Source organism: Microbacterium flavescens, assembly GCF_018588945.1.
Lineage (GTDB): Bacteria > Actinomycetota > Actinomycetes > Actinomycetales > Microbacteriaceae > Microbacterium > Microbacterium flavescens.
The window spans coordinates 103,153-120,823 of the sequence record NZ_JAFIWA010000007.1 but is presented as its reverse complement, the minus strand read 5'-3'; the positions used below and the strand labels follow the sequence as shown (position 1 = coordinate 120,823).

Annotated in this window: 17 protein-coding genes and 1 other RNA gene; 9 read left to right on the top strand and 9 right to left on the bottom strand. The window is 67.1% G+C overall.

All coding sequences use genetic code 11. The features are described 5' to 3' along the window. Window positions 1-4: 4 nt before the first annotated feature. Window positions 5-334 (bottom strand): hypothetical protein, encoded by a 330-nt coding sequence (locus tag JX005_RS14135; RefSeq protein WP_214468232.1) that lies wholly within the window; start codon window positions 332-334, stop codon window positions 5-7. After that, entirely contained in the window at window positions 331-1,626 is a 1,296-nt protein-coding gene (locus JX005_RS14130; protein ID WP_246533993.1) for an MFS transporter, read from the bottom strand. Before JX005_RS14130 ends, JX005_RS14135 begins: the two co-directional genes overlap by 4 nt. Between JX005_RS14130 and prfB the strand changes: the two genes are divergently transcribed. Beyond that, the gene (gene prfB / locus JX005_RS14125) at window positions 1,625-2,734 is read left to right on the top strand and encodes a peptide chain release factor 2 (RefSeq protein WP_214468231.1); all 1,110 of its coding nucleotides are present in this window, start codon (window positions 1,625-1,627) and stop codon (window positions 2,732-2,734) included. The two genes, JX005_RS14130 and prfB, sit on opposite strands and share 2 nt — an antisense overlap. A 22-nt stretch (window positions 2,735-2,756) precedes the next feature. Here prfB and JX005_RS14120 read toward each other — a convergent pair whose 3' ends face one another. Both JX005_RS14120 and JX005_RS14115 read right to left on the bottom strand, forming a co-directional pair. Continuing rightward, window positions 2,757-3,104: a cupin domain-containing protein gene (locus tag JX005_RS14120; RefSeq protein WP_246533992.1), complete on the bottom strand. Its 348-nt coding sequence runs from the start codon at window positions 3,102-3,104 to the stop codon at window positions 2,757-2,759. A gap of 68 nt (window positions 3,105-3,172) precedes the next feature. Then, window positions 3,173-4,462 carry an HNH endonuclease signature motif containing protein gene (locus JX005_RS14115; RefSeq protein ID WP_246533991.1) on the bottom strand — a complete coding sequence of 430 codons (1,290 nt, stop codon included), beginning with the start codon at window positions 4,460-4,462 and terminating at the stop codon, window positions 3,173-3,175. 117 nt (window positions 4,463-4,579) lie between these two features. On the opposite strand from JX005_RS14115, the gene ftsE reads away from it, so the two are divergent. From ftsE to smpB, 3 genes are all read left to right on the top strand, one after another. Further along, complete coding sequence (ftsE, locus tag JX005_RS14110) at window positions 4,580-5,659, top strand: cell division ATP-binding protein FtsE (RefSeq protein ID WP_214468229.1); 1,080 nt, start codon at window positions 4,580-4,582, stop codon at window positions 5,657-5,659. Continuing rightward, window positions 5,656-6,570, top strand: a complete 915-nt coding sequence (gene ftsX / locus JX005_RS14105; RefSeq protein ID WP_214468228.1) for a permease-like cell division protein FtsX — start codon at window positions 5,656-5,658, stop codon at window positions 6,568-6,570. Before ftsE ends, ftsX begins: the two co-directional genes overlap by 4 nt. A gap of 74 nt (window positions 6,571-6,644) precedes the next feature. After that, entirely contained in the window at window positions 6,645-7,121 is a 477-nt protein-coding gene (gene smpB / locus JX005_RS14100; protein ID WP_214468227.1) for an SsrA-binding protein SmpB, read from the top strand. An 8-nt stretch (window positions 7,122-7,129) separates the two neighbouring features. On the opposite strand, the gene JX005_RS14095 is transcribed toward smpB, so the two are convergent. Next, window positions 7,130-7,804, bottom strand: a complete 675-nt coding sequence (locus JX005_RS14095) for an SIMPL domain-containing protein (protein WP_214468226.1) — start codon at window positions 7,802-7,804, stop codon at window positions 7,130-7,132. Window positions 7,805-7,939: 135 nt separating this feature from the next. On the opposite strand from JX005_RS14095, the gene ssrA reads away from it, so the two are divergent. Then, window positions 7,940-8,308, top strand: a transfer-messenger RNA (tmRNA) gene (ssrA, locus tag JX005_RS14090). Between the two features lie 233 nt (window positions 8,309-8,541). Here ssrA and JX005_RS14085 read toward each other — a convergent pair. The 4 genes from JX005_RS14085 to JX005_RS14070 all read right to left on the bottom strand — a co-directional run bounded on the left by JX005_RS14085 (window position 8,542) and on the right by JX005_RS14070 (window position 12,200). Continuing rightward, complete coding sequence (locus JX005_RS14085) at window positions 8,542-9,708, bottom strand: site-specific integrase (protein ID WP_214468224.1); 1,167 nt, start codon at window positions 9,706-9,708, stop codon at window positions 8,542-8,544. Window positions 9,709-9,993: 285 nt separating this feature from the next. Continuing rightward, complete coding sequence (locus JX005_RS14080) at window positions 9,994-10,512, bottom strand: DUF1269 domain-containing protein (RefSeq protein ID WP_214468222.1); 519 nt, start codon at window positions 10,510-10,512, stop codon at window positions 9,994-9,996. A 101-nt stretch (window positions 10,513-10,613) separates the two neighbouring features. Continuing rightward, window positions 10,614-11,756: a peptidoglycan-binding domain-containing protein gene (locus tag JX005_RS14075; RefSeq protein ID WP_214468220.1), complete on the bottom strand. Its 1,143-nt coding sequence runs from the start codon at window positions 11,754-11,756 to the stop codon at window positions 10,614-10,616. A gap of 60 nt (window positions 11,757-11,816) precedes the next feature. Further along, window positions 11,817-12,200 carry an SHOCT domain-containing protein gene (locus tag JX005_RS14070; RefSeq protein ID WP_214468219.1) on the bottom strand — a complete coding sequence of 128 codons (384 nt, stop codon included), beginning with the start codon at window positions 12,198-12,200 and terminating at the stop codon, window positions 11,817-11,819. Between the two features lie 272 nt (window positions 12,201-12,472). On the opposite strand from JX005_RS14070, the gene JX005_RS14065 reads away from it, so the two are divergent. The 4 genes from JX005_RS14065 (at window position 12,473) to JX005_RS14050 (ending at window position 17,341) form a co-directional block, all read left to right on the top strand. Next, window positions 12,473-13,003, top strand: a complete 531-nt coding sequence (locus JX005_RS14065; protein WP_214468217.1) for a DUF1269 domain-containing protein — start codon at window positions 12,473-12,475, stop codon at window positions 13,001-13,003. Between the two features lie 147 nt (window positions 13,004-13,150). Further along, a complete protein-coding gene (locus JX005_RS14060) occupies window positions 13,151-14,614 on the top strand; it encodes an anaerobic C4-dicarboxylate transporter family protein (protein ID WP_214468215.1) in 1,464 nt (487 codons plus the stop codon). Between the two features lie 61 nt (window positions 14,615-14,675). Beyond that, entirely contained in the window at window positions 14,676-16,028 is a 1,353-nt protein-coding gene (locus tag JX005_RS14055) for a M20/M25/M40 family metallo-hydrolase (protein ID WP_214468213.1), read from the top strand. 41 nt (window positions 16,029-16,069) lie between these two features. Continuing rightward, complete coding sequence (locus JX005_RS14050) at window positions 16,070-17,341, top strand: APC family permease (RefSeq protein ID WP_246533990.1); 1,272 nt, start codon at window positions 16,070-16,072, stop codon at window positions 17,339-17,341. Window positions 17,342-17,671 lie beyond the last annotated feature (330 nt).

Below are 17,671 nucleotides of genomic sequence, written 5' to 3'. Positions count from 1 at the left end.
GCCGTCAGCCGGCGTGGGTGTTGAACCAGGTGCGCCGCCGGGCGAGGTCCGCGTCGGACTCGGCAGGGTCGGACGTGTCGTGCTCGACGAGCAGGCCGTCATCGTCGAGCCGCACGAATCGCAGGCAGGTCGAGCACAGCGCGCGGCCGTCGGGGAAGCCGTCGGGGAGCATCGCTGCGGGGGCGCCGGGCGTGCCGGACCCGGTGCAGCGCGGCGGGTCGGCCGCGGCATCCGTCCACATGATCGACCGGTGGCGATGCAGCCCCGCATGATCCAGCGGTCGGGTGCAGCGCCGGCCGTTGCTGCGGCTGCGGCAGAAGCGGACGGTGCTCACGGGCGTGACCTCGGCACGAACCGCGGAACCCACCGGACGAACGCCGCTGCGCCCACGAGGCCGATGACCCCGACGACGCCCGTCGCCACGGCCAGGCTCGCGGCCGCCGCGATCGCCGAGACGATGAGCGGCGAAACGGCGCCGCCCGCGTCGGTGAGCGTGCGCCATGACCCGAGGAAGGGCGCCGGATCGGTCTTGGGCGCGACGTCCGCGCCGAGGGTGAGCAGGATGCCGCTCGAGAGGCCGTTGCCCACTCCGAGCACCGCCGCGAACATCGCGAACCACAGCGCGGACTGCTGGAGGTCGTGCGTGAACGACAGCGCGATGAATCCGAGGCCCATGAGCAGCATCGCGGGGAGGGCCGCCCACAGACGGCCGAATCGGTCCATGACCTGGCCGCTCGCGTAGAAGAGGGCGAAGTCGATCGCGCCCGAGACCCCGACGACGAGCGCGATGGTCTGCGCGTCGAGCCCGATCGAGACGCCCCAGAGCGGCAGGACCACCTGCCGCGCCGATCGGATGGCGGAGAGGGATGCCGCGGCCAGCCCGAGACGGGACAGCACACGCCGGTACGCCCACATCGTGCGGAAGACCCCCGCGCGCTCGGTCGTGGGGATCGAGCCGGTGACGGGTTCGCCGGTGTCTTCGGTGAGCGTCGCATCGCCGCGCGCGGTGGCGGCGGTCGGGACGGCGCGCTCGGGATCGGGGCCGAGCAGCACCAGCAGCACCGTCGCGACCAGGCAGGCGCCGAAGAACCACATGGTGGCGTGCTCGTCGCCGAACACGGCCAGCAGACCTGCGGCGACGAACGGGCCGATGAACATGCCGAGGCGGAAGGTGCCGCCGAGGAGCGAGAGGGCGCGCGCCCGGAACTGCAGGGGGACCCGCGTCGTCATGAATGAGTGGCGCGCCAGACCGAACGCGGCGGCGCAGAAGCCGATGAGGAGCACGGCCAGCGCGAACGCCCCGAGCGAGGGGGCGAGGGCGAGGGCCACCACTGCCGCGAGTGCCACCACTCCTGCGATCGCCATGGTGAGGCGCTCGCCGATGCGCGCGACGGCCCAGCCGGCGGGGATGTTGCCGCAGAGCTGCCCGACGACGAGCGCCGAGGCGACGAGGGCGGCCGTCGCGAGGTCGGCGCCGAGCTCGGCCGCGATCACGGGGATCAACGGGATGACCGCGCCCTCTCCGAGTGCGAAGAGGAGGGTCGGGCCGTAGATCATCGGCCCGAACCGGACGAGCACATCTCGCGGACGATCGCTCACCGCATCCACGTTAGTCTGGACTGTCATGCTCGACTTCGACCCCTCCGCCGATATCCAGGCCCTGCGCTCCACGTTCTCCGACATCAAGTCCGTGGTCGACGTCGACGCACTCACGGCCGAGATCGCGCGGCTGAGCGAGGCGGCCGGGGCGCCCGATCTGTGGGACGACGTGGAGAAGGCGCAGAAGGTCACCAGCGCCCTCAGCCACCGTCAGGCTGAGCTCAAGCGGGTCAATGATGTCGAGGCGCGGCTCGATGATCTCGAAGTCCTGGTGGAGCTCGCGAACGAGATGGACGACGAGGATTCCGCCGAGGAGGCGCGTCACGAGATCGCCGAGCTCGAAGACATCATCGGGCAGCTCGAGGTGCAGACTCTCCTCGACGGCGAGTACGACGACCGCTCGGCCGTCGTCACGATCCGCTCGGGCGCGGGTGGCGACGACGCCACCGACTTCGCCGAGATGCTGCTGCGCATGTACCTGCGCTGGGCCGAGCGCCACAAGTACCCCGTCAAGGTGATGGACACGTCGTACGCCGAGGGCGCGGGCATCAAGTCGGCCACGTTCGAGGTCGACGCTCCGTACGCCTACGGCACCCTCTCGGTCGAGGCCGGCACCCACCGGCTCGCCCGCATCAGCCCCTTCGGATCGGCCGACAAGCGGCAGACCAGCTTCGCCGCGGTCGAGGTCATCCCCGTCATGGAGGAGGCCCAAGAGGTCGAGGTTCCGGAGAGCGACATCCGCGTCGACGTCTTCCGCTCGTCGGGCCCTGGCGGGCAGTCGGTCAACACCACCGACTCCGCCGTCCGCATCACCCACCTCCCGACGGGCCTGGTCGTGTCGATGCAGAACGAGAAGTCCCAGATCCAGAACCGCGCCGCAGCGATGCGGGTGCTCCAGACGCGCCTGATGCTGCTGCAGCGCGAAGAGGAAGCCGCGAAGAAGAAGGAGCTCGCCGGTGTCATCACCGCGAGCTGGGGCGACCAGATGCGGTCCTACTTCCTCTACGGCCAGCAGCTCGTGAAGGACCTGCGCACGGGGCACGAGGTCGGCAACCCGGCCGTCGTGTTCGACGGCGATCTCGACGGCTTCATCTCGGCCGGCATCCGGTGGCGCAAGCGCAAGGACGACGACTGACGCCGGACGGCGACGGTCGGCCTCAGCTCTCGTCGAGGTTCTCCTGGATCATGACCGGCGACGCGTGGATGCACACGATCCGCAGCCGGCCCTGACCGGTGTTCGTGAAGCCGTGCCACGTGTCGGCGGCCACCACGGCGGTGTCTCCGGCGTGAGCGATGACGGTGTCGTCGCCCATCCGGATGGTGGCCTCGCCCTCGATCACGAGCCACGTCTCGGTGTACGGGTGGCGGTGCAGACCCGGCCCCATGCCGGGGTCGTTGTCGACGTAGAAGAACGAGACGCCAGAGCCGTACTGCTCGCCTTCGAAGCGCATCGTCCGCGATGCGCCGATGAGCAGCTCGGCTGCGGGGATGGGAAACGCGGTCATGCGTTCCATCGTCGGTGCCACGCGTCGTCGCGTCCAGTCCGGCCTCGCCCGCGCGCCCGGCACCTAGCTCAGAAGGGAGCGGAGGTGGTGTCGCCGACGGACGGCCGGAAGACGGGGACGGGTCGCTCGGGGTCGACGCGGTAGCGCCGTCCGGACGGCGAGATCCACTGCAGGGCACCCCCGGTGCCCGGGATCTGGTTCACCCGCCAGCCGCCGTGATGCTTGAGGGTGTGGTGGCCCTTGCAGAGCGGCGCGAGATTGTCGAGCGCCGTGGCACCGCCGTGCTCCCAGGCGACGGTGTGGTCGATCTCGCATCTGCCGGCGGGGATGCCGCAGCCGGGGGCCATGCACCGGTCGGCGCGCCATCGGACCAGGCGGCGCAGCGCAGGAGGCGGTCGGTACTGGTCGCGCCCGACGGACAGCACCATCCCGGTCTCGGGATGCGTGAGGATCCGCGTCCATCCGTCTGCTCCGCCGGCCAGCTGGCGCGCCTGCGTCGTGGTCACCGGACCGACGCCCTCCACCACAGCCGGCGCGGCGTCGGTGGCCTCGTCGAGGAGGGTGAAGACGGGGACGGTGACGCTGACCGTGGCCCGGATCCCCGATGCCTGCGGTGGAAGCGCCGTCGTGTCGCCGTCGATGAGCAGGTCGCCCAACACGTCTGCGCGCCGCTCGTCCAGTGTGCGCTCGTCGTTGTCGGCGAGCGTCTTGGCGATCGCGGTCAGTCGTCCCTGGATCGCACGGGCCTCGACGGCGGGCAGGAACGCGTGCAGCCACGCCATGCCGTCGTGCGCGACGTCGACGATCACGCGCCGCTGCCGTATGGCCGCCTCGTGCCGCTCGGCGAGCGTCGCCGCGCGCTCCGCGTCGAGGAGCGCCCGCAGCCGCCGTTGGAACGCACCCACCGGCAGACCGATCGCCAACTCGACGGCCGCGGGGGCTACCCGCGCGCGCACATCGGGTTCGACCACATCGAGCAGGTTGACGAGGACCTCGGCGTGCCGCTCGGTGATCTGTGCGCGCTCGAGTGCCGCCAGCGCACCCGGGTACCGGTGCACCAGGGCCTCGGAGAACCCGAGAAGCGCAGCCGCGGTGTGCTCGGTGACCCGCAGTGCCGCCGCCAGCTCCAACCGCACCGACCGTTCGACCACCGATACGACGGCACCGCCGTAGCGGGCCGCATCTTCGAGCGCGTTGCGCCGCATCGCCTCGACCCTCATGACCCGCTGAGCGGCGAACACCGACATCATCGCGGCCACCTCGGTCACCCGCGCCACGTCATCCGGACCCTCGAACCCGTTGCCACCGTCGTCGCAGGCATCCGCCTCGGACGGATTGGAGAACGGGTCGTCGGTCATGTCTTGGACTTTAGAACATACCTACGACATTCGGGCCGCCCGCACGGACGATCGGATGCCGCGGCGCCGGGTGTCGCGGGAGCGGGGGGCGAGGCATCCGCTTAGGCTCGTTAGGCCATGATCCGGTTCGAGAACGTCACGAAGCGCTACAAGGGCACGTCGAAGCCTGCCCTGAGCAATGTCGACTTCGAGGTGCTGCGCGGCGAATTCGTGTTCCTCGTCGGCGCCTCCGGCTCAGGCAAGTCGTCGTGCCTGCGCATGATCCTCCGCGAAGAGACGCCCAGCGACGGCCGGGTGGTCGTGCTCGGACGCGACCTCCGCACGCTGTCGAACCGCAAGGTGCCCTACTTCCGGCGGCACATCGGCGCGGTGTTCCAGGACTTCCGCCTCCTCCCCACCAAGACCGTCTTCCAGAACGTCGCCTTCACGCTGCAGGTCATCGGCTCGTCGCGAGGCTTCATCCAGCAGACCGTCCCCGAGGTCCTGGCGCTCGTCGGCCTGGCGGGTAAAGAGAAGCGGTTCCCGCACGAGCTGTCGGGCGGTGAGCAGCAGCGCGTCGCGATCGCCCGCGCCCTGGTGAACCGGCCGCAGGTGCTCCTCGCCGACGAGCCGACCGGAAACCTCGACCCCGCGACATCCGTCGACATCATGCAGCTCCTCGCGCGCATCAACGCCGGCGGCACCACCGTCGTCATGGCCACCCACGAGGCAGGCTTCGTCGACCAGATGCAGCGCCGCGTCATCGAGCTCGTCCACGGCGAGATCGTGCGCGACGAGCGGCACGGCGGCTACGGCGACACGTCCGGACTCCCGAGCCTCGCCCCCCAGCAGGAGCGCGGAGCGGCCGCGGTCGCGGCGCTCACCGCCGTGCTCGAGGTGCAGCGAGAGGCCGCTGCGGCGGCCGAGGCCGGGCTCGATCCGACCCTCGCGAACCTCGAGCAGGAAGAGGGGACGGATGCCGCGCCCGCGCCGTCCTCCGCGTCGAGCGTGCCCGCATCCGCAGCGCCGACGCCAGACGTGGACGCCATCGGCGAGGTGGAGGCGGAGACGCCCGTGCCTCCGGCGCCGCGCGCGCCGCAGACGGCGCCCATCCCGGTCGCCGACATCCCCGAGGTGGACGTGGCAGAGCTGGGCCTCGCCGACCGGCTGGGGCTCGGGGCGACGGACCCCGACGACGAAGTGGGGCCCACATCATGAGGATCGGCCTCATCCTCGGCGAGGCGTTCACCGGCCTCCGCCGCAACGCCTCCATGGTCATCTCGGTCGTGCTGGTGACGTTCGTGTCGCTGACGTTCGTCGGCGCCGCGATGCTCATGCAGATGCAGATCGGCATCATGAAGGACTTCTGGGTGGATCGCGCCCAGGTCGCGATCTACATGTGCACCGCGATCTCGCAGGCGCCGACCTGCACCGAGGGCGTGGCGACCGAGGAGCAGCTCGCCGCGGTGCAGGAGAAGCTCGACGGCCCCGCGCTGTCGCCGCTCATCCGCGACGTTCGGTTCGAGGACAGCGAAGAGGCATACGAGAACGTCATCGAGCTCCTCGGCGAGGACTACGCGAGCGTCATCACCCCCGACCAGCTGAACGAGACGTACTGGATCAACCTGGTCGACCAGAACCAGTCCGACGTGATCATCGAGGCGTTCGCGGGAACCGAGGGAGTGGAAGAGGTGCAGGACCAGCTCCAGTACCTCGAGCCGCTGTTCTCGGCGCTGACCGTCGCGACCTACATCGCCGTCGGCATCGCCGCCCTCATGCTCGTCGCGGCCGTGCTCCTCATCGCCACCACCATCCGGCTCTCGGCCTATGCGCGACGGCGCGAACTGGGCATCATGCGCCTGGTCGGGGCATCCAATCGATTCATTCAGACCCCCTTCGTGCTGGAAGGCGTGTTCGCCGCGCTCATCGGCTCGCTGCTCGCCAGCGGGGCCGTGATCGCCGGCGTGCACTTCGGCGTCGACCAGTATCTGCGCGGCCGCGTCGAGTTCGTCACCACGTGGGTCGGGCTGGACGACACCTGGATCGTCGTGCCGGTGCTGATCCTCATCGGGATCGTCCTGGCCGCCCTCTCGGCGAGCTTCGCCATCCGGCGCTGGCTGCGGGCCTGACGCTGTCGAGGCGCGCCCGGGGGTAGACTGAGCGGCTGCCGTGCGCCCGCGCGGCGAATGATCGAGGAGCCACCATGCCCAGGGAACGCGGGGAGACGGTCGTCGCGACCAACCGTCGCGCGCGCCACGAGTACACCATCGAGAAGACCTATGAGGCCGGCCTCGTGCTGACCGGCACCGAGGTCAAGTCGCTGCGACAGGGGCGCGCCAACATCTCCGACGGCTACGCGTACATCAACGGCGGCGAGGCGTTCCTCGATGCGGTGCACATCCCCGAGTACTCGCAGGGGCACTGGACCAACCACGCGTCCAAGCGCGTGCGCAAGCTGCTCCTCCACAAGGACGAGATCATCAAGCTCTCGCACGCGGTCTCGGCGGGCGGCTACACCCTCGTGCCCCTCAAGCTCTACTTCTCCGACGGCCGCGCGAAGGTGGAGATCGCGGTCGCGAAGGGCAAGCGCGAATACGAGAAGCGTCAGACGATCCGCGAGCGCGAGGACAAGCGCGAGGCGGAGCGTGCGATGCGCAGCCGAAACCGGCTGGGGGAGTAGGCCCGAGCTCAGCTCGCGCCGAACCGCGCCTCGACCGCAGCCGTGATGATGATGTCCTCCGGCTGGAGCTGGACGGCGGACGCCCCGCCGGACGAGTCGGCGGCGAAGGATGCCTTGGCCACCAGCATCCGCTCCTGCTGGGGTGCCGGCGAGTCGTTGCGCGTGAGCAGTCCGAGATCGGCGATCTCGAGCGGAGTCACGGTCGAGAGCCCGATCGCACCCGCGTAGGCGTTCGCCCGCGCGACGGCCACGCCTACCGCGCCGGCGGCGACATCCCGCTCGATCGACGCACGCGTCTCGGGCGTGAGCTGCCACTCGATCCACCCGAGCTGCACGCCGTCTCGCTCGACGACCTCGCCGGCCCAGAACGACAGCACGGCGAAGTCGGTGAACGTCGCGCTGAAGTCGACGGAGCCGTAGTGCACCGGCGCCAGCCGCCGGCCGTCGGGATTCCACGGACGCTCCGACCACACCGAGACGCGCTGGCTGGTCCAGTCGACGACGGTGCCGGCGGACTTGCGCGCCGCGAGGTCGTCGCGCACGGGCTCGCTGAGAGCGGCCATGCGCTCGACGACCGCGCCACGCTCCGCACCCTCCACGCGGACGGTGAGGTGCGCGATCGCGCGTTCGGGGGCGATGCGGGTCTCGTGCTCGCCACGGACGGTGATGACGACGTCGCTCATGTGGGCGAGCCTACGCCGGGACCGGGGAATGGCCTGCGTCGCCGAGTCGTTATAGACTGATGTGCTCGGATGCCGCGGCATCCGTCACTTGGAAACTCCACAGCGTGACAGCGGCCCTTCGCAATGAAGGCTCATGGGGATGATCGGTTTCGACATCGCCTGTGAATCTGCGGGAAGCGGGCCGAGGATGCAGGGTTATCTCGTAAACGACCTCTGCAAAACAATAATTGCCGATGCAAATCGCAATGAGTTCGCCCTCGCTGCTTAAGCGAGCCTGAACTCCGTGAGACCGTAGGCGTTCCCGCTACGGATCCTCGCGTCATCTAGGGGACTTGCTGCGTGATGGCGTCTGGACGTCACGTGGGACTCTTCCCAGGCTGGGCTCGTCGACTTAGGTGTCTGTGACAAAGGTCGGAGCCGAGCAGAACGTCTCTACAGACTGCGCCCGGAGAATACGCAGTATCCCAGCGATGGACGGGGGTTCGATTCCCCCCATCTCCACCACCCGCTGTCACGGAACAAGGCCCTGAGAGCCGCGTAATCACGCGGGTTTTGGGGCCTTCGTTCGTTGTTGGTGGGATGGCTCGAAACCCAATCGCCCACAAATCGCCCACAAACTTTTGGCGTATGTATGTCGAAATGCGTGTCCGAAAGCCGCTAGTTGCCGATTCAAGGGCCCGCGAGCGCCAGAGACCGCGAGTGGGTCTTCGAGTGAGCGCAGCGAGACGAAACGGGAGTCAGCTCGCCCAGAGGCGTACGACATCCGCGTTCAACCCGCCTTGATTCATCCGCTCGGCGACGTCGGCGAGGTCATCGTCGAACAGATCGGCGTACGTGTCGAGGGTCATCGCAGCCGACTTGTGGCCGAGCATCCGCTGCACGGCCTTGACATTCGCCCCTGACGAGATCGCGAGGCTCGCGGCAGTGTGACGCAGGTCGTGCGGTGTGAGCCGCTCGATATCGGCGAGATCGAGCGCGGTCGTGAACCACGAGTTCACGCCGTACTGGGTCTTCGCCCGGCGCAGGTGCTTGCCCTCGAGGTCGGTGAAGACGAGCCCGTCGGACCGCTTGCCTCGGCACAGCTGTTTGAGCGGTCCCTCGAGAAACGCGGGGAACGGGACTAGCCGACGTTCCCAATTCTTCGGTGTGCCGAGCACGATCTTGCCTTCCACCTCGACGGCGGCGCGCTGCACCTGGATCCGATGTCTCGGGAAGATGATGTCGCTGACGTGCATGCCGATCGCCTCGCTCCAGCGGAGCCCGCAGTACGAGAGCAGGAGGATGAGGGTCTTGTGGGTGTCGTTGTTCGTCGACTCGGCAAGGCGGACTACCTCGGCATGAGTCAGGTATCGCCGCGGCTTCTGCGACTGCTTCGGCGGTAGGTTCTGCGCTCCGCGGGCCACGTTGCGAGGGATGCGGCCATCGCGCACGGCGGTGTCGAGAATTCCGGCGAGCACGCCCAGCGCGCGATACACCACACTCGCCGAGCGCGGGTTTGCGCCGGCCTTCTCACTCTTGGTGCGCTTCGTCGTGGCGGTGCCCTCTGAGAGCTCCCGAATCCACTGCTCGACATGGGACGCGCGGATGTCCCCGATACGCACGTCGCCCCAGCGGGGGAGGACGTAGACCCGCCACGACGTCTTCAGCGAGCTGAACGACGATGCCTTGAGGGCGTGCTCCTTGTTGCCGAGCCACTCGACGCCGAGCGCGCCCACCGTGATGCGCGCCTCGCCCGGATCGGTGTAGGAGCCGTTTGATCGCGAAACTTCGCTGTGCGCGAGGTGAAGCTCCGCATCCTTCTTGGTGCGGAAACCCTTCTTCTCGACCTGCTTCTGCTGGTCGTTGCGCCAGCGGACACGGTAGCGCCGTCCTGCCTCGATCTCGTACGGCGTGATGCTTCCCATGTGTCACCTCGCGGCCAGGGTAGCCCTGAGATGCGGGGCGTGGGGCGGTGCGGCCACGAGGCGGGTGTGTCTTGTGGATAACTGTTGCCAGTTGTGGCTTGTGAGGCTACGAAATCTCGATCGTCAGCAGTGTCGGGCCGTCCCAGTCGACGCTTTCGCGCTCTTCCACGGTGCGAACTTGACCGCGTCGTAGAACGCGAGTGCGCGGGCGTACCCGTCGTCCTCGTGAGAGGGCCTTACGGTGTGCACCTCGAGGAAGCGCCACTCAATAGGGCGGCGAGATGCTCAGGACTGGATCGCGTCGATGATCTTCTCGTCGCCCTCGTTGACGGCCTTCACGATGGCGTCGTAATCGCCCTTGTCGATCGCTTTGTCGAGCTTCTTGGTGGCCTGAGCGATCGCAGCCTGAACACGGTCGAGATAGAGGTTGTCGACGACCGCGACGACCGCCGATGAGCCCGGTGGCAGCCATTCCTCTACGTCGACGCCGATCTGCTTCTCCTCGTGACGCTTCACGATCGCACCCACACCGGCGCCGACGCCGGCCCCGACGACTCCGGAGAGCAGCAGCGGTGGAGCGAACAGGCCGACAACCAATCCGCTGACGGCACCGATACCAGTGCCGCGCGCGATCAGTTTGCCGCCATGCTCGGCCACCTCGACTTTGCCTCCGGCGTCCCGTGACATCACGACGGCCGCCTCGACGGACAAGTCATCGATCTGCTTCATGGCCGCGAAGTCAGCCTTTGCGGCATCCGCGTTGTCATACGCGGCGATGACCAGCGTGTAGTTGTGCTCACTCATGTGGGGTCCCTTTCGTCATGCTCAGACTGGTGCTCCCGGCGCTTTCTCCGCAAGACTCGATCCTCACCTGCCGAGCTCGCTCGGATCGTGGGGCACCCAACTTATGGCCCGTCTGAAGCGGAGGGCGTCGGAGATGGGGTCTCCGGCGGATTCGGCTGGGTGATCTGTGCGATCGCTGCTTGGAATGCATGAACGGTCGCTGCGTCGACTGTGCCGGTCGGCTCGACTCCCAGCTCGATCTGCACCCCTACGACCGCCTCCGTCAAAGCAGGCGTCCACACACCGTCCACCGGTCCGTCCCAGAATCCCAGGAGCTTGAGCGTCTGCTGAATCGCGGCGGTCGTAGCGACCGACTGCTGTGCTGCAGCCCCGCCCAGCGCCAGTAGCTCGGCCTGGAGCGCGTCGGCAGTCGCGTTGTCGACGGTACCCGTGACGTTGAGTCCGTTCGCTTCCTGCAGCGCCTCTACCGCGGCGACGGTCTGCGGCCCGTACACGCCGTCGATCGCGCCGTCGTAGTACCCGGCGTCGAAGAGGTCCTGCTGCAGCGCAGTCGTGTACGCGCTCACCGCTTCCTGCGCCTGCAGCGCCTCATCCGCCGAGAGGCACCCCGTTTCCGCGAACAGCCGCAGCCAAGCGACCTCAAGAGCAACGGCCGCGCTGTTGAACCGCTCGGACGCGTCCGACAGCGGGGTGTCGTCGGTGATCGCGTCCTGCGCCGCTGCGAACTCCGATTCAGCTTGCGTGACACGGTCCACGGTCGTCGAGGCGGCCAGCGGGGTCGGGGCCGGTGGCGTGGGGACCTCCGCGCCGGGCGCAGCCGAGGCTCCCGACTGCTCCTGCGCGAGCGCCGCTTGCGCCTCGAGCAGCTCTCGTTCCGCGGTGACGACGTCTTGCTGGGCCGCTACGGCCGCCTCCGCGCCGTCGAGAGCGTCTTCCCTCGGCGCAACCAAGTCGTCTCCGGCGAGCTTCACATCCCCGACGGTCGGCGCCGTCTCGTTCAGCACATCCCCGTAGCGATCGAGGGCCAGAACGTACGTCTTGCTCGCCTCGCAGAATGTCTCCGACGCCGCCGTCAGCTGGGCTTGGGCGTCGGACAGGGCGTTCGCCTTCGCAGTCACTCTCGCCTCTGCCCTGTCGATCGCGCTGACATCGGCCGCGCATCCTGCGAGGCCCGCCACCACCAGGAGCACCGCCCCCGCGGCACCAGCAACGCGGATGCCGTTCCAGGCCGACGTGACTACCACAGGAGCCTCCGATGACCCGCCCAACGATGTCTGCCCATCATGGCCTCCTCGTGGAGAGACTCAGGCGAGGGCTTTTGCTTTGAGCGCGTCGTACTCGGCCTGCGTGATCGCTCCGGAGTCGAGGAGCTTCTTGGCGGATTCGATCTCGCTCGTGGGTGAGGAGGTGCCGGCGACGCTGCGGATGTAGCTGTTCGCTTCGCTCTGAGCCTGGCCGCGTCGTTCCAGCTCGCGCTTGGTCATGCCCTGTCCGCGGGCGATCAGGTAGATCAGTGCGGCGAGGAACGGCAGCACGACCAGGAAGATGACCCACAGAGCCTTGCCCCAGCCGTTCAGCGTGTGGTCGCGGAACAGATCCATGATGATCGTGATGAAGATCCAGATGCACGCGAACAGGATGTAGAACCAGAACACCCAGAGGAGGAAGTCCCAAATGCTGCCGGTCATGGCGATTGCCCTTCGTCTGCGCGGATGCCGCGGATGGTGGCCGTCTGGTGGGCCCGAGCCCACCATCCCGCGAATCCCCCTGAGACTCATCACCCGGGAAGGATGATGACTGCGCGGCCGGCCGGGCGACCGACATCGGCCGTCCAGCCCCGATCGTGGACCCCATCGATCACTCGCGAAACTGGGCATAGCAGTCGGCGGCGTCCCGCCCCTAGACTTCGGCCAAATGACCACGCCCGGCCGCGAGGCCGCTGCAAGAGACTGGAGCACACATGGCTGATCAGCAGTTTGTGGCAATCGCCGCACAGTACGCGGACGAGGCTGTGGCAGATGCTGACTTCGACGAGATGGTCACGCACCTCAAGGAGTCAGGTCACAAGCACGACTTCTTCGACGCTGCGTTGATCCGTCGAGGTCTCGACGGAAAGCTCACCCTCGTCAAGCGCGAGGACAGCGGGAAACACCGCAGCACCAAGAAGGGTCTGAAGATCGGACTCGCGACGGGACTGGCCGTTGCACTGTTCCCGGCCGTGGCGCTCGGAAGCGCTCTGGTCGTCGCAGGCGGATCCGGAGCAGGTCTCGGCGCCATTGCCGGACACATCTCGCGCAAGTCTCCCTCGAAGGATCTCGAAGCGATCAGCGAGACTCTCAATGCCGGAAGCGCCGGGATCGTCCTCGTCGTGGACCCCGCCGATGCGGACGAGGTGAAGACGTCGCTGGTGAATGCGACGAAAGTGACGCAGAAGGATCTCGCGGTCGACAGCGAGCGGTTGGACGAAGAGGTCGACGAAGCCTACGAGTGAGTCTGCGTGGCACGTCAACGACATCGCCGACCGGTAGGGCACGTGCCAGGCATATGTGACGATCGGCCACCCAGCACTGTCTGGGAGCAAGTCTGCAGTTCAGTTGGACTCGAGGTTTCACCCTCGCTGACTCAGTAAGGACTCGCTGTGGAGATTCTTGTTGTCATCCTGCAGGCCTGCGTCGTGCTCGGGGCAATCGTCATGGGCGTGCGCACCGGCGGGATCGGCCTCGGCCTCTGGGGTGTGGTGGGCACCGCGATCCTGGTGTTCATCTTCCGTCTGCCGCCGGGCTCCCCACCTGTCGACGCGTTCTTCATCATCATCGCGGTGATCACGGCCTCGTCCGCCATGCAGGCGGCCGGCGGCATCGACTACCTCGTCGCGATCGCGTCGAAGATCATTCAGCGCAACCCGAGGCGACTGACCTTCGTTGCGCCGCTTGTTGCGTTCGTCTTCACCGTGCTCTCGGGTACATCGAACATCTTCTTCGCTCTCATTCCCGTGATCTATGAGACCTCGTATCGGAACGGTCAGCGCCCGGAACGGGCGCTTGCCGCCTCGACCGTCACGTCGGGTTTGGGTATTACCGCGAGCCCGGTCTCAGCGGCGATGGCGGCCTATCTGATTCTGATGGAGGGCACCGGGTATGGGCTGCCCCAGATTCTCCTCGTCACGATCCCGGCGGCCATCGTCGCCTGCATCGCCACGTCGTTCGTGCAGCAGCGCCTGGGCAAGGACCTGCTCGACGATCCCGAGTTCCTTAAGCGCGTGAAGAACGGCACGGTCGAGGTCCCCGCGGCGCTGCAGGCTCAGTACGAGGCGAAGTACGGTGGCGGTGCCAGCGTCTCCGCCGGAACGCCGACCCCTGGGGCCGATGAAGCCGGCACGGCGACGTCAAGCGTGCAGCCCTCGCGCACGGCCGCCAAGGCCGTGCCGATCGAACACCCCGTGCCCGAGGGCGGCAAGACGGCCGCCTGGATCTTCATGGCCGGGACGTTCCTCGTCGTCATCCTGGGCCTCTTTCCGGGATTGCGGCCGGCCTTCCCGGACGCGGAGGGCGAACTGGTTCCCATCGGGATGTCCATCGTCATCGAGATGGTGATGTTCAGCGCGGCGCTGGTGATCATCCTGGTGCGGAAGGTGAAGCCGTCTCTCGTGGTGGAGCAGCCGCTGCTCCGTGCGGGCTTCGTCGCAGCCGTCGCCCTGTTCGGCATTGCCTGGATGGCGGATACCTTCATCTCCGCCAACGAGGAGACCATCATCGAGCCCCTCGGCGCCCTCATTGAGGCGCAGCCGCTCTGGCTCGCCGTGGCCCTCTTCATCGTGTGCGGTCTGACGACGAGCCAGTCGGCGACGACAAACACGCTGATCCCCATTGCCTTGGTCGCCGGGTTGGCGCCGGGCATCATCACGGCGATGTGGCCTTCTTTGATCGGTGTCTGGTTGTTCCCCGCAAACGGATCTCAGATCGCATCGGTCGAGACCGACATGACCGGGTCCACCAAGTTGACGCAGGTTCCGGTCTGGCACTCCTTCACAATCCCGATGCTGGTTTCGTGGGTGGCCGTGGTGGCCACGGGCCTGCTGATCCAGCTCGTCATTCCTGTTTGAACATCGCTCATCCCTGATCTCGCAGCCGTTAGTCGGACGGGATCACCCTGAAGGAGAAATCATGTCCCAGAGCGACAGCCTCGCAGCCGAGGCAGCGGGGCTCATGCCGGACGTTGTGGAGCGCCTCCGCACCCTCGTCCGGATCCCCTCCATTGCCTTCCCTGGCTTCGATTCCGCACCCGTTCATGCAATGGGCGCGGCGGTCGTCGAACTGTTCGAAGCCGCCGGGGCGACCGGCGTGGAACTCCTCGACGTTCCGGGCGGCTACCCATGCGTTTTCGCAGACCTTCCGGGTCCAGAGGGGTCACCGACCGTCATGCTGTACGCGCATTACGATGTGCAGCCTGCTCCGAAAAGCCAGCGATGGTCCACGGAGCCCTTCGAGCCGGTGACCGGGGCGGATGGACGTATCTACGGGCGCGGCGCTGCCGACGACAAGTCTGGGCTCGTGATGCACTACGCGACGCTGAAGCTGCTCGGGCCTGACCGCCCCTGTCGGATCAAGCTGCTGGTGGAGGGCGAGGAGGAGACGATCTCGCACCTGGAGGAGTTCGTCGAAGCCAACCCTGAGCGGTTCGCCGCGGACGCGTACGTGATCGCCGACATTGGAGGGCAGGTCGTCGGTCGCCCGGGCCTCACGACGGCTCTGCGAGGCGACGTGGCCTGCACTTTGACCGTTCGTACCCTTGCCTATCCCGTGCACTCGGGGCTTTTCGGTGGTGCGGCCCCCGACGCGATGACGGCGATGATCCGCATCCTCGACACCCTCCACGACGAGAACGGCGACACCGTCATTCCCGGCGTGGATAGCTCGACGTGGGAAGGGGCCGCGATGGAGGAATCGGTGTACAGGGAAGGGTCGGCGATCCTTCCGGGAGTCGACTACCTGGGCACCGGCTCTTTGTCCGACCGCATCTGGGCAAAGCCGTCCGTCACCGTCCTGGGGATGGACATTCCGAATACCGCCGAGGCTTCCAATGTCCTTCTGCCGGAGATCACGGCCAAGCTCTCCATGAGGATCGTTCCGGGATCGGATGCCGATGCGCAGCTCGAGGCGCTGATGTCGCACTTGCGGTCTCAGCGGCCGTGGAACTGTGCGGTTGAGGTGACCAAGATCAAGACGGGGCATGCTTTTGCGGTGGATTCCTCCCACCCCGCGATCGTGGCGGCAAACAGTGCACTGGAGCAGGCGTACGGCTCGCCGGCGGAATCGATCGGAAGCGGTGCGTCGATTCCGCTCGTCGCATCGCTACAGAAGGTCGCGCCTGACGCGTCGATCATCCTGTGGGGCGCCGAAGACACCGCTAAAGCGCGGATCCATGCCTCCGATGAGTCGGTAGACCCACAGGAGATCGAACGGATGATCGTGGCGCAGGTCGCGTTCATCGAGAACTTCGTGGCCTCAGTGCGTTGAGCGAGGACCCGATGGTGAGCGCCCCGGCCGAGGCGAAGCGCATGACGGTCGTTCAGGCGTCGTTCATCGGCGTCGGGGCGATGGTCGGCGCGGGCATCTTCGCGTTGCTCGGGGCAGCCGGCGCGGTCGCCGGGTCGGCGGTGTGGCTCTCGTTCCTGATCGCAGGCGCGATCGCCGGGCTGCAGGGCTACTCATTCGCCAAACTGGGATCGGCGTACCCGTCTTCCGGCGGCATGCTGACCTACCTCGCCAAGGGATTTGGAGAGGGGCACGTGACCGGCATCGTGTCGTGGCTCTTCTACATGACTGGAGCCATCGTCGCAGCGATGGTCGCGACATCCTTCGGCGGATACGCAAGCGCAGTGGCGACCGATGACGACCCCGTCTGGGCGGTTGTGTTCGCCGTCCTTCTCGTCGTCGTCATGACCACGCTCAACGTCGTCGGATCGAGCGCCGTGGCGAGGGTGCAAGCTGTCATCGTCAATGTCGTGCTCGCCATCCTGACCCTGTTCGCCATCGTCACGATCGCGAACTGGAACCCATCTCTCCTGAGTCCCGCCGGGTATCCCGGGGTTCGAGAGATCATCTCCAGCGTCGCCCTGACCTTCTTCGCCTTCCTTGGCTTCGGAGTCATCACCTTCACTGCGAAAGACCTTCCCCGTCCCGCCCGCCAGCTCCCTCGCGCAATGTACCTAGCGCTCCTCATCGCGACCGCTGTGTACGTGGCCGTCTCGCTCGGGGTGTTCGGCACGCTCACCGCTGACGAAGTCGTCGAATACGGTCCCACTGCACTCGCGGAAGCTGCCAAACCGACGCTCGGTGAGGCGGGATACGCGCTCATGGTGATCACCGCCCTCTTCTCCACGGCTGGAGCGGTGAATGCGAGCCTCTACCCGTCCGCGGGCATGACACGCCATCTCGCGCAGGTTGGCCAATTCCCCGGCGCCTTCGCTCGCCAAATCGGCGGAAGGGCGCCGTTCGGGCTCCTCGTGATGGCCCTGCTCACGATCTTCATGATCGTCGCCCTAGACCTGAACGCCATCGCTTCGCTGGGCAGCGCGGTCGCTCTGCTCATCTTCTCCGCCGTCACGGTTTCCCACTTTCGGACCTACCGAGAAACAGGCGCCAGCCTCCTGATCTTGATCGTCGCTCTCGTCGCCACACTGGGGACTTTCGTGGTCTTCACGACGACCACGTTGGTCAATGAGCCGAGAACCGCTATCGCCCTCGTGGTGATCGTTCTGGCAGCGATCACATTGGACCTGATCTGGAAGCGGGTCCGTGAACGGTCCCTTCCAAGCGCCGATAGGTAGTTCGTCGAGGCTCTAACGGTGTGTCGCCGAGCTAAGGATCTCGGGGTCTTCGCAAAGGGTGGACGCCGTAGGGCTCGAACCCGCGCAGGCGGTTTGGCGCTGCGCGCATCGTCGGATACCGACGTCCCAATGCACCCCTTTCGCGGTCAAGTGTTGTCAATCTGTTGTCACGCGACACGACTGAGGTAAGTGCGACGTAGCGGGGAGTCGTCCGCGGCTCGCCGAGAGTGTCGCACGGTCGCCGCTCGTCCGTGCGGCGCTTTAGCTAGGAACGCCGCGGCACTCGGCGCGAATGTAAAACGAATCGCGTTTACCCCGCACCGAGTCAAT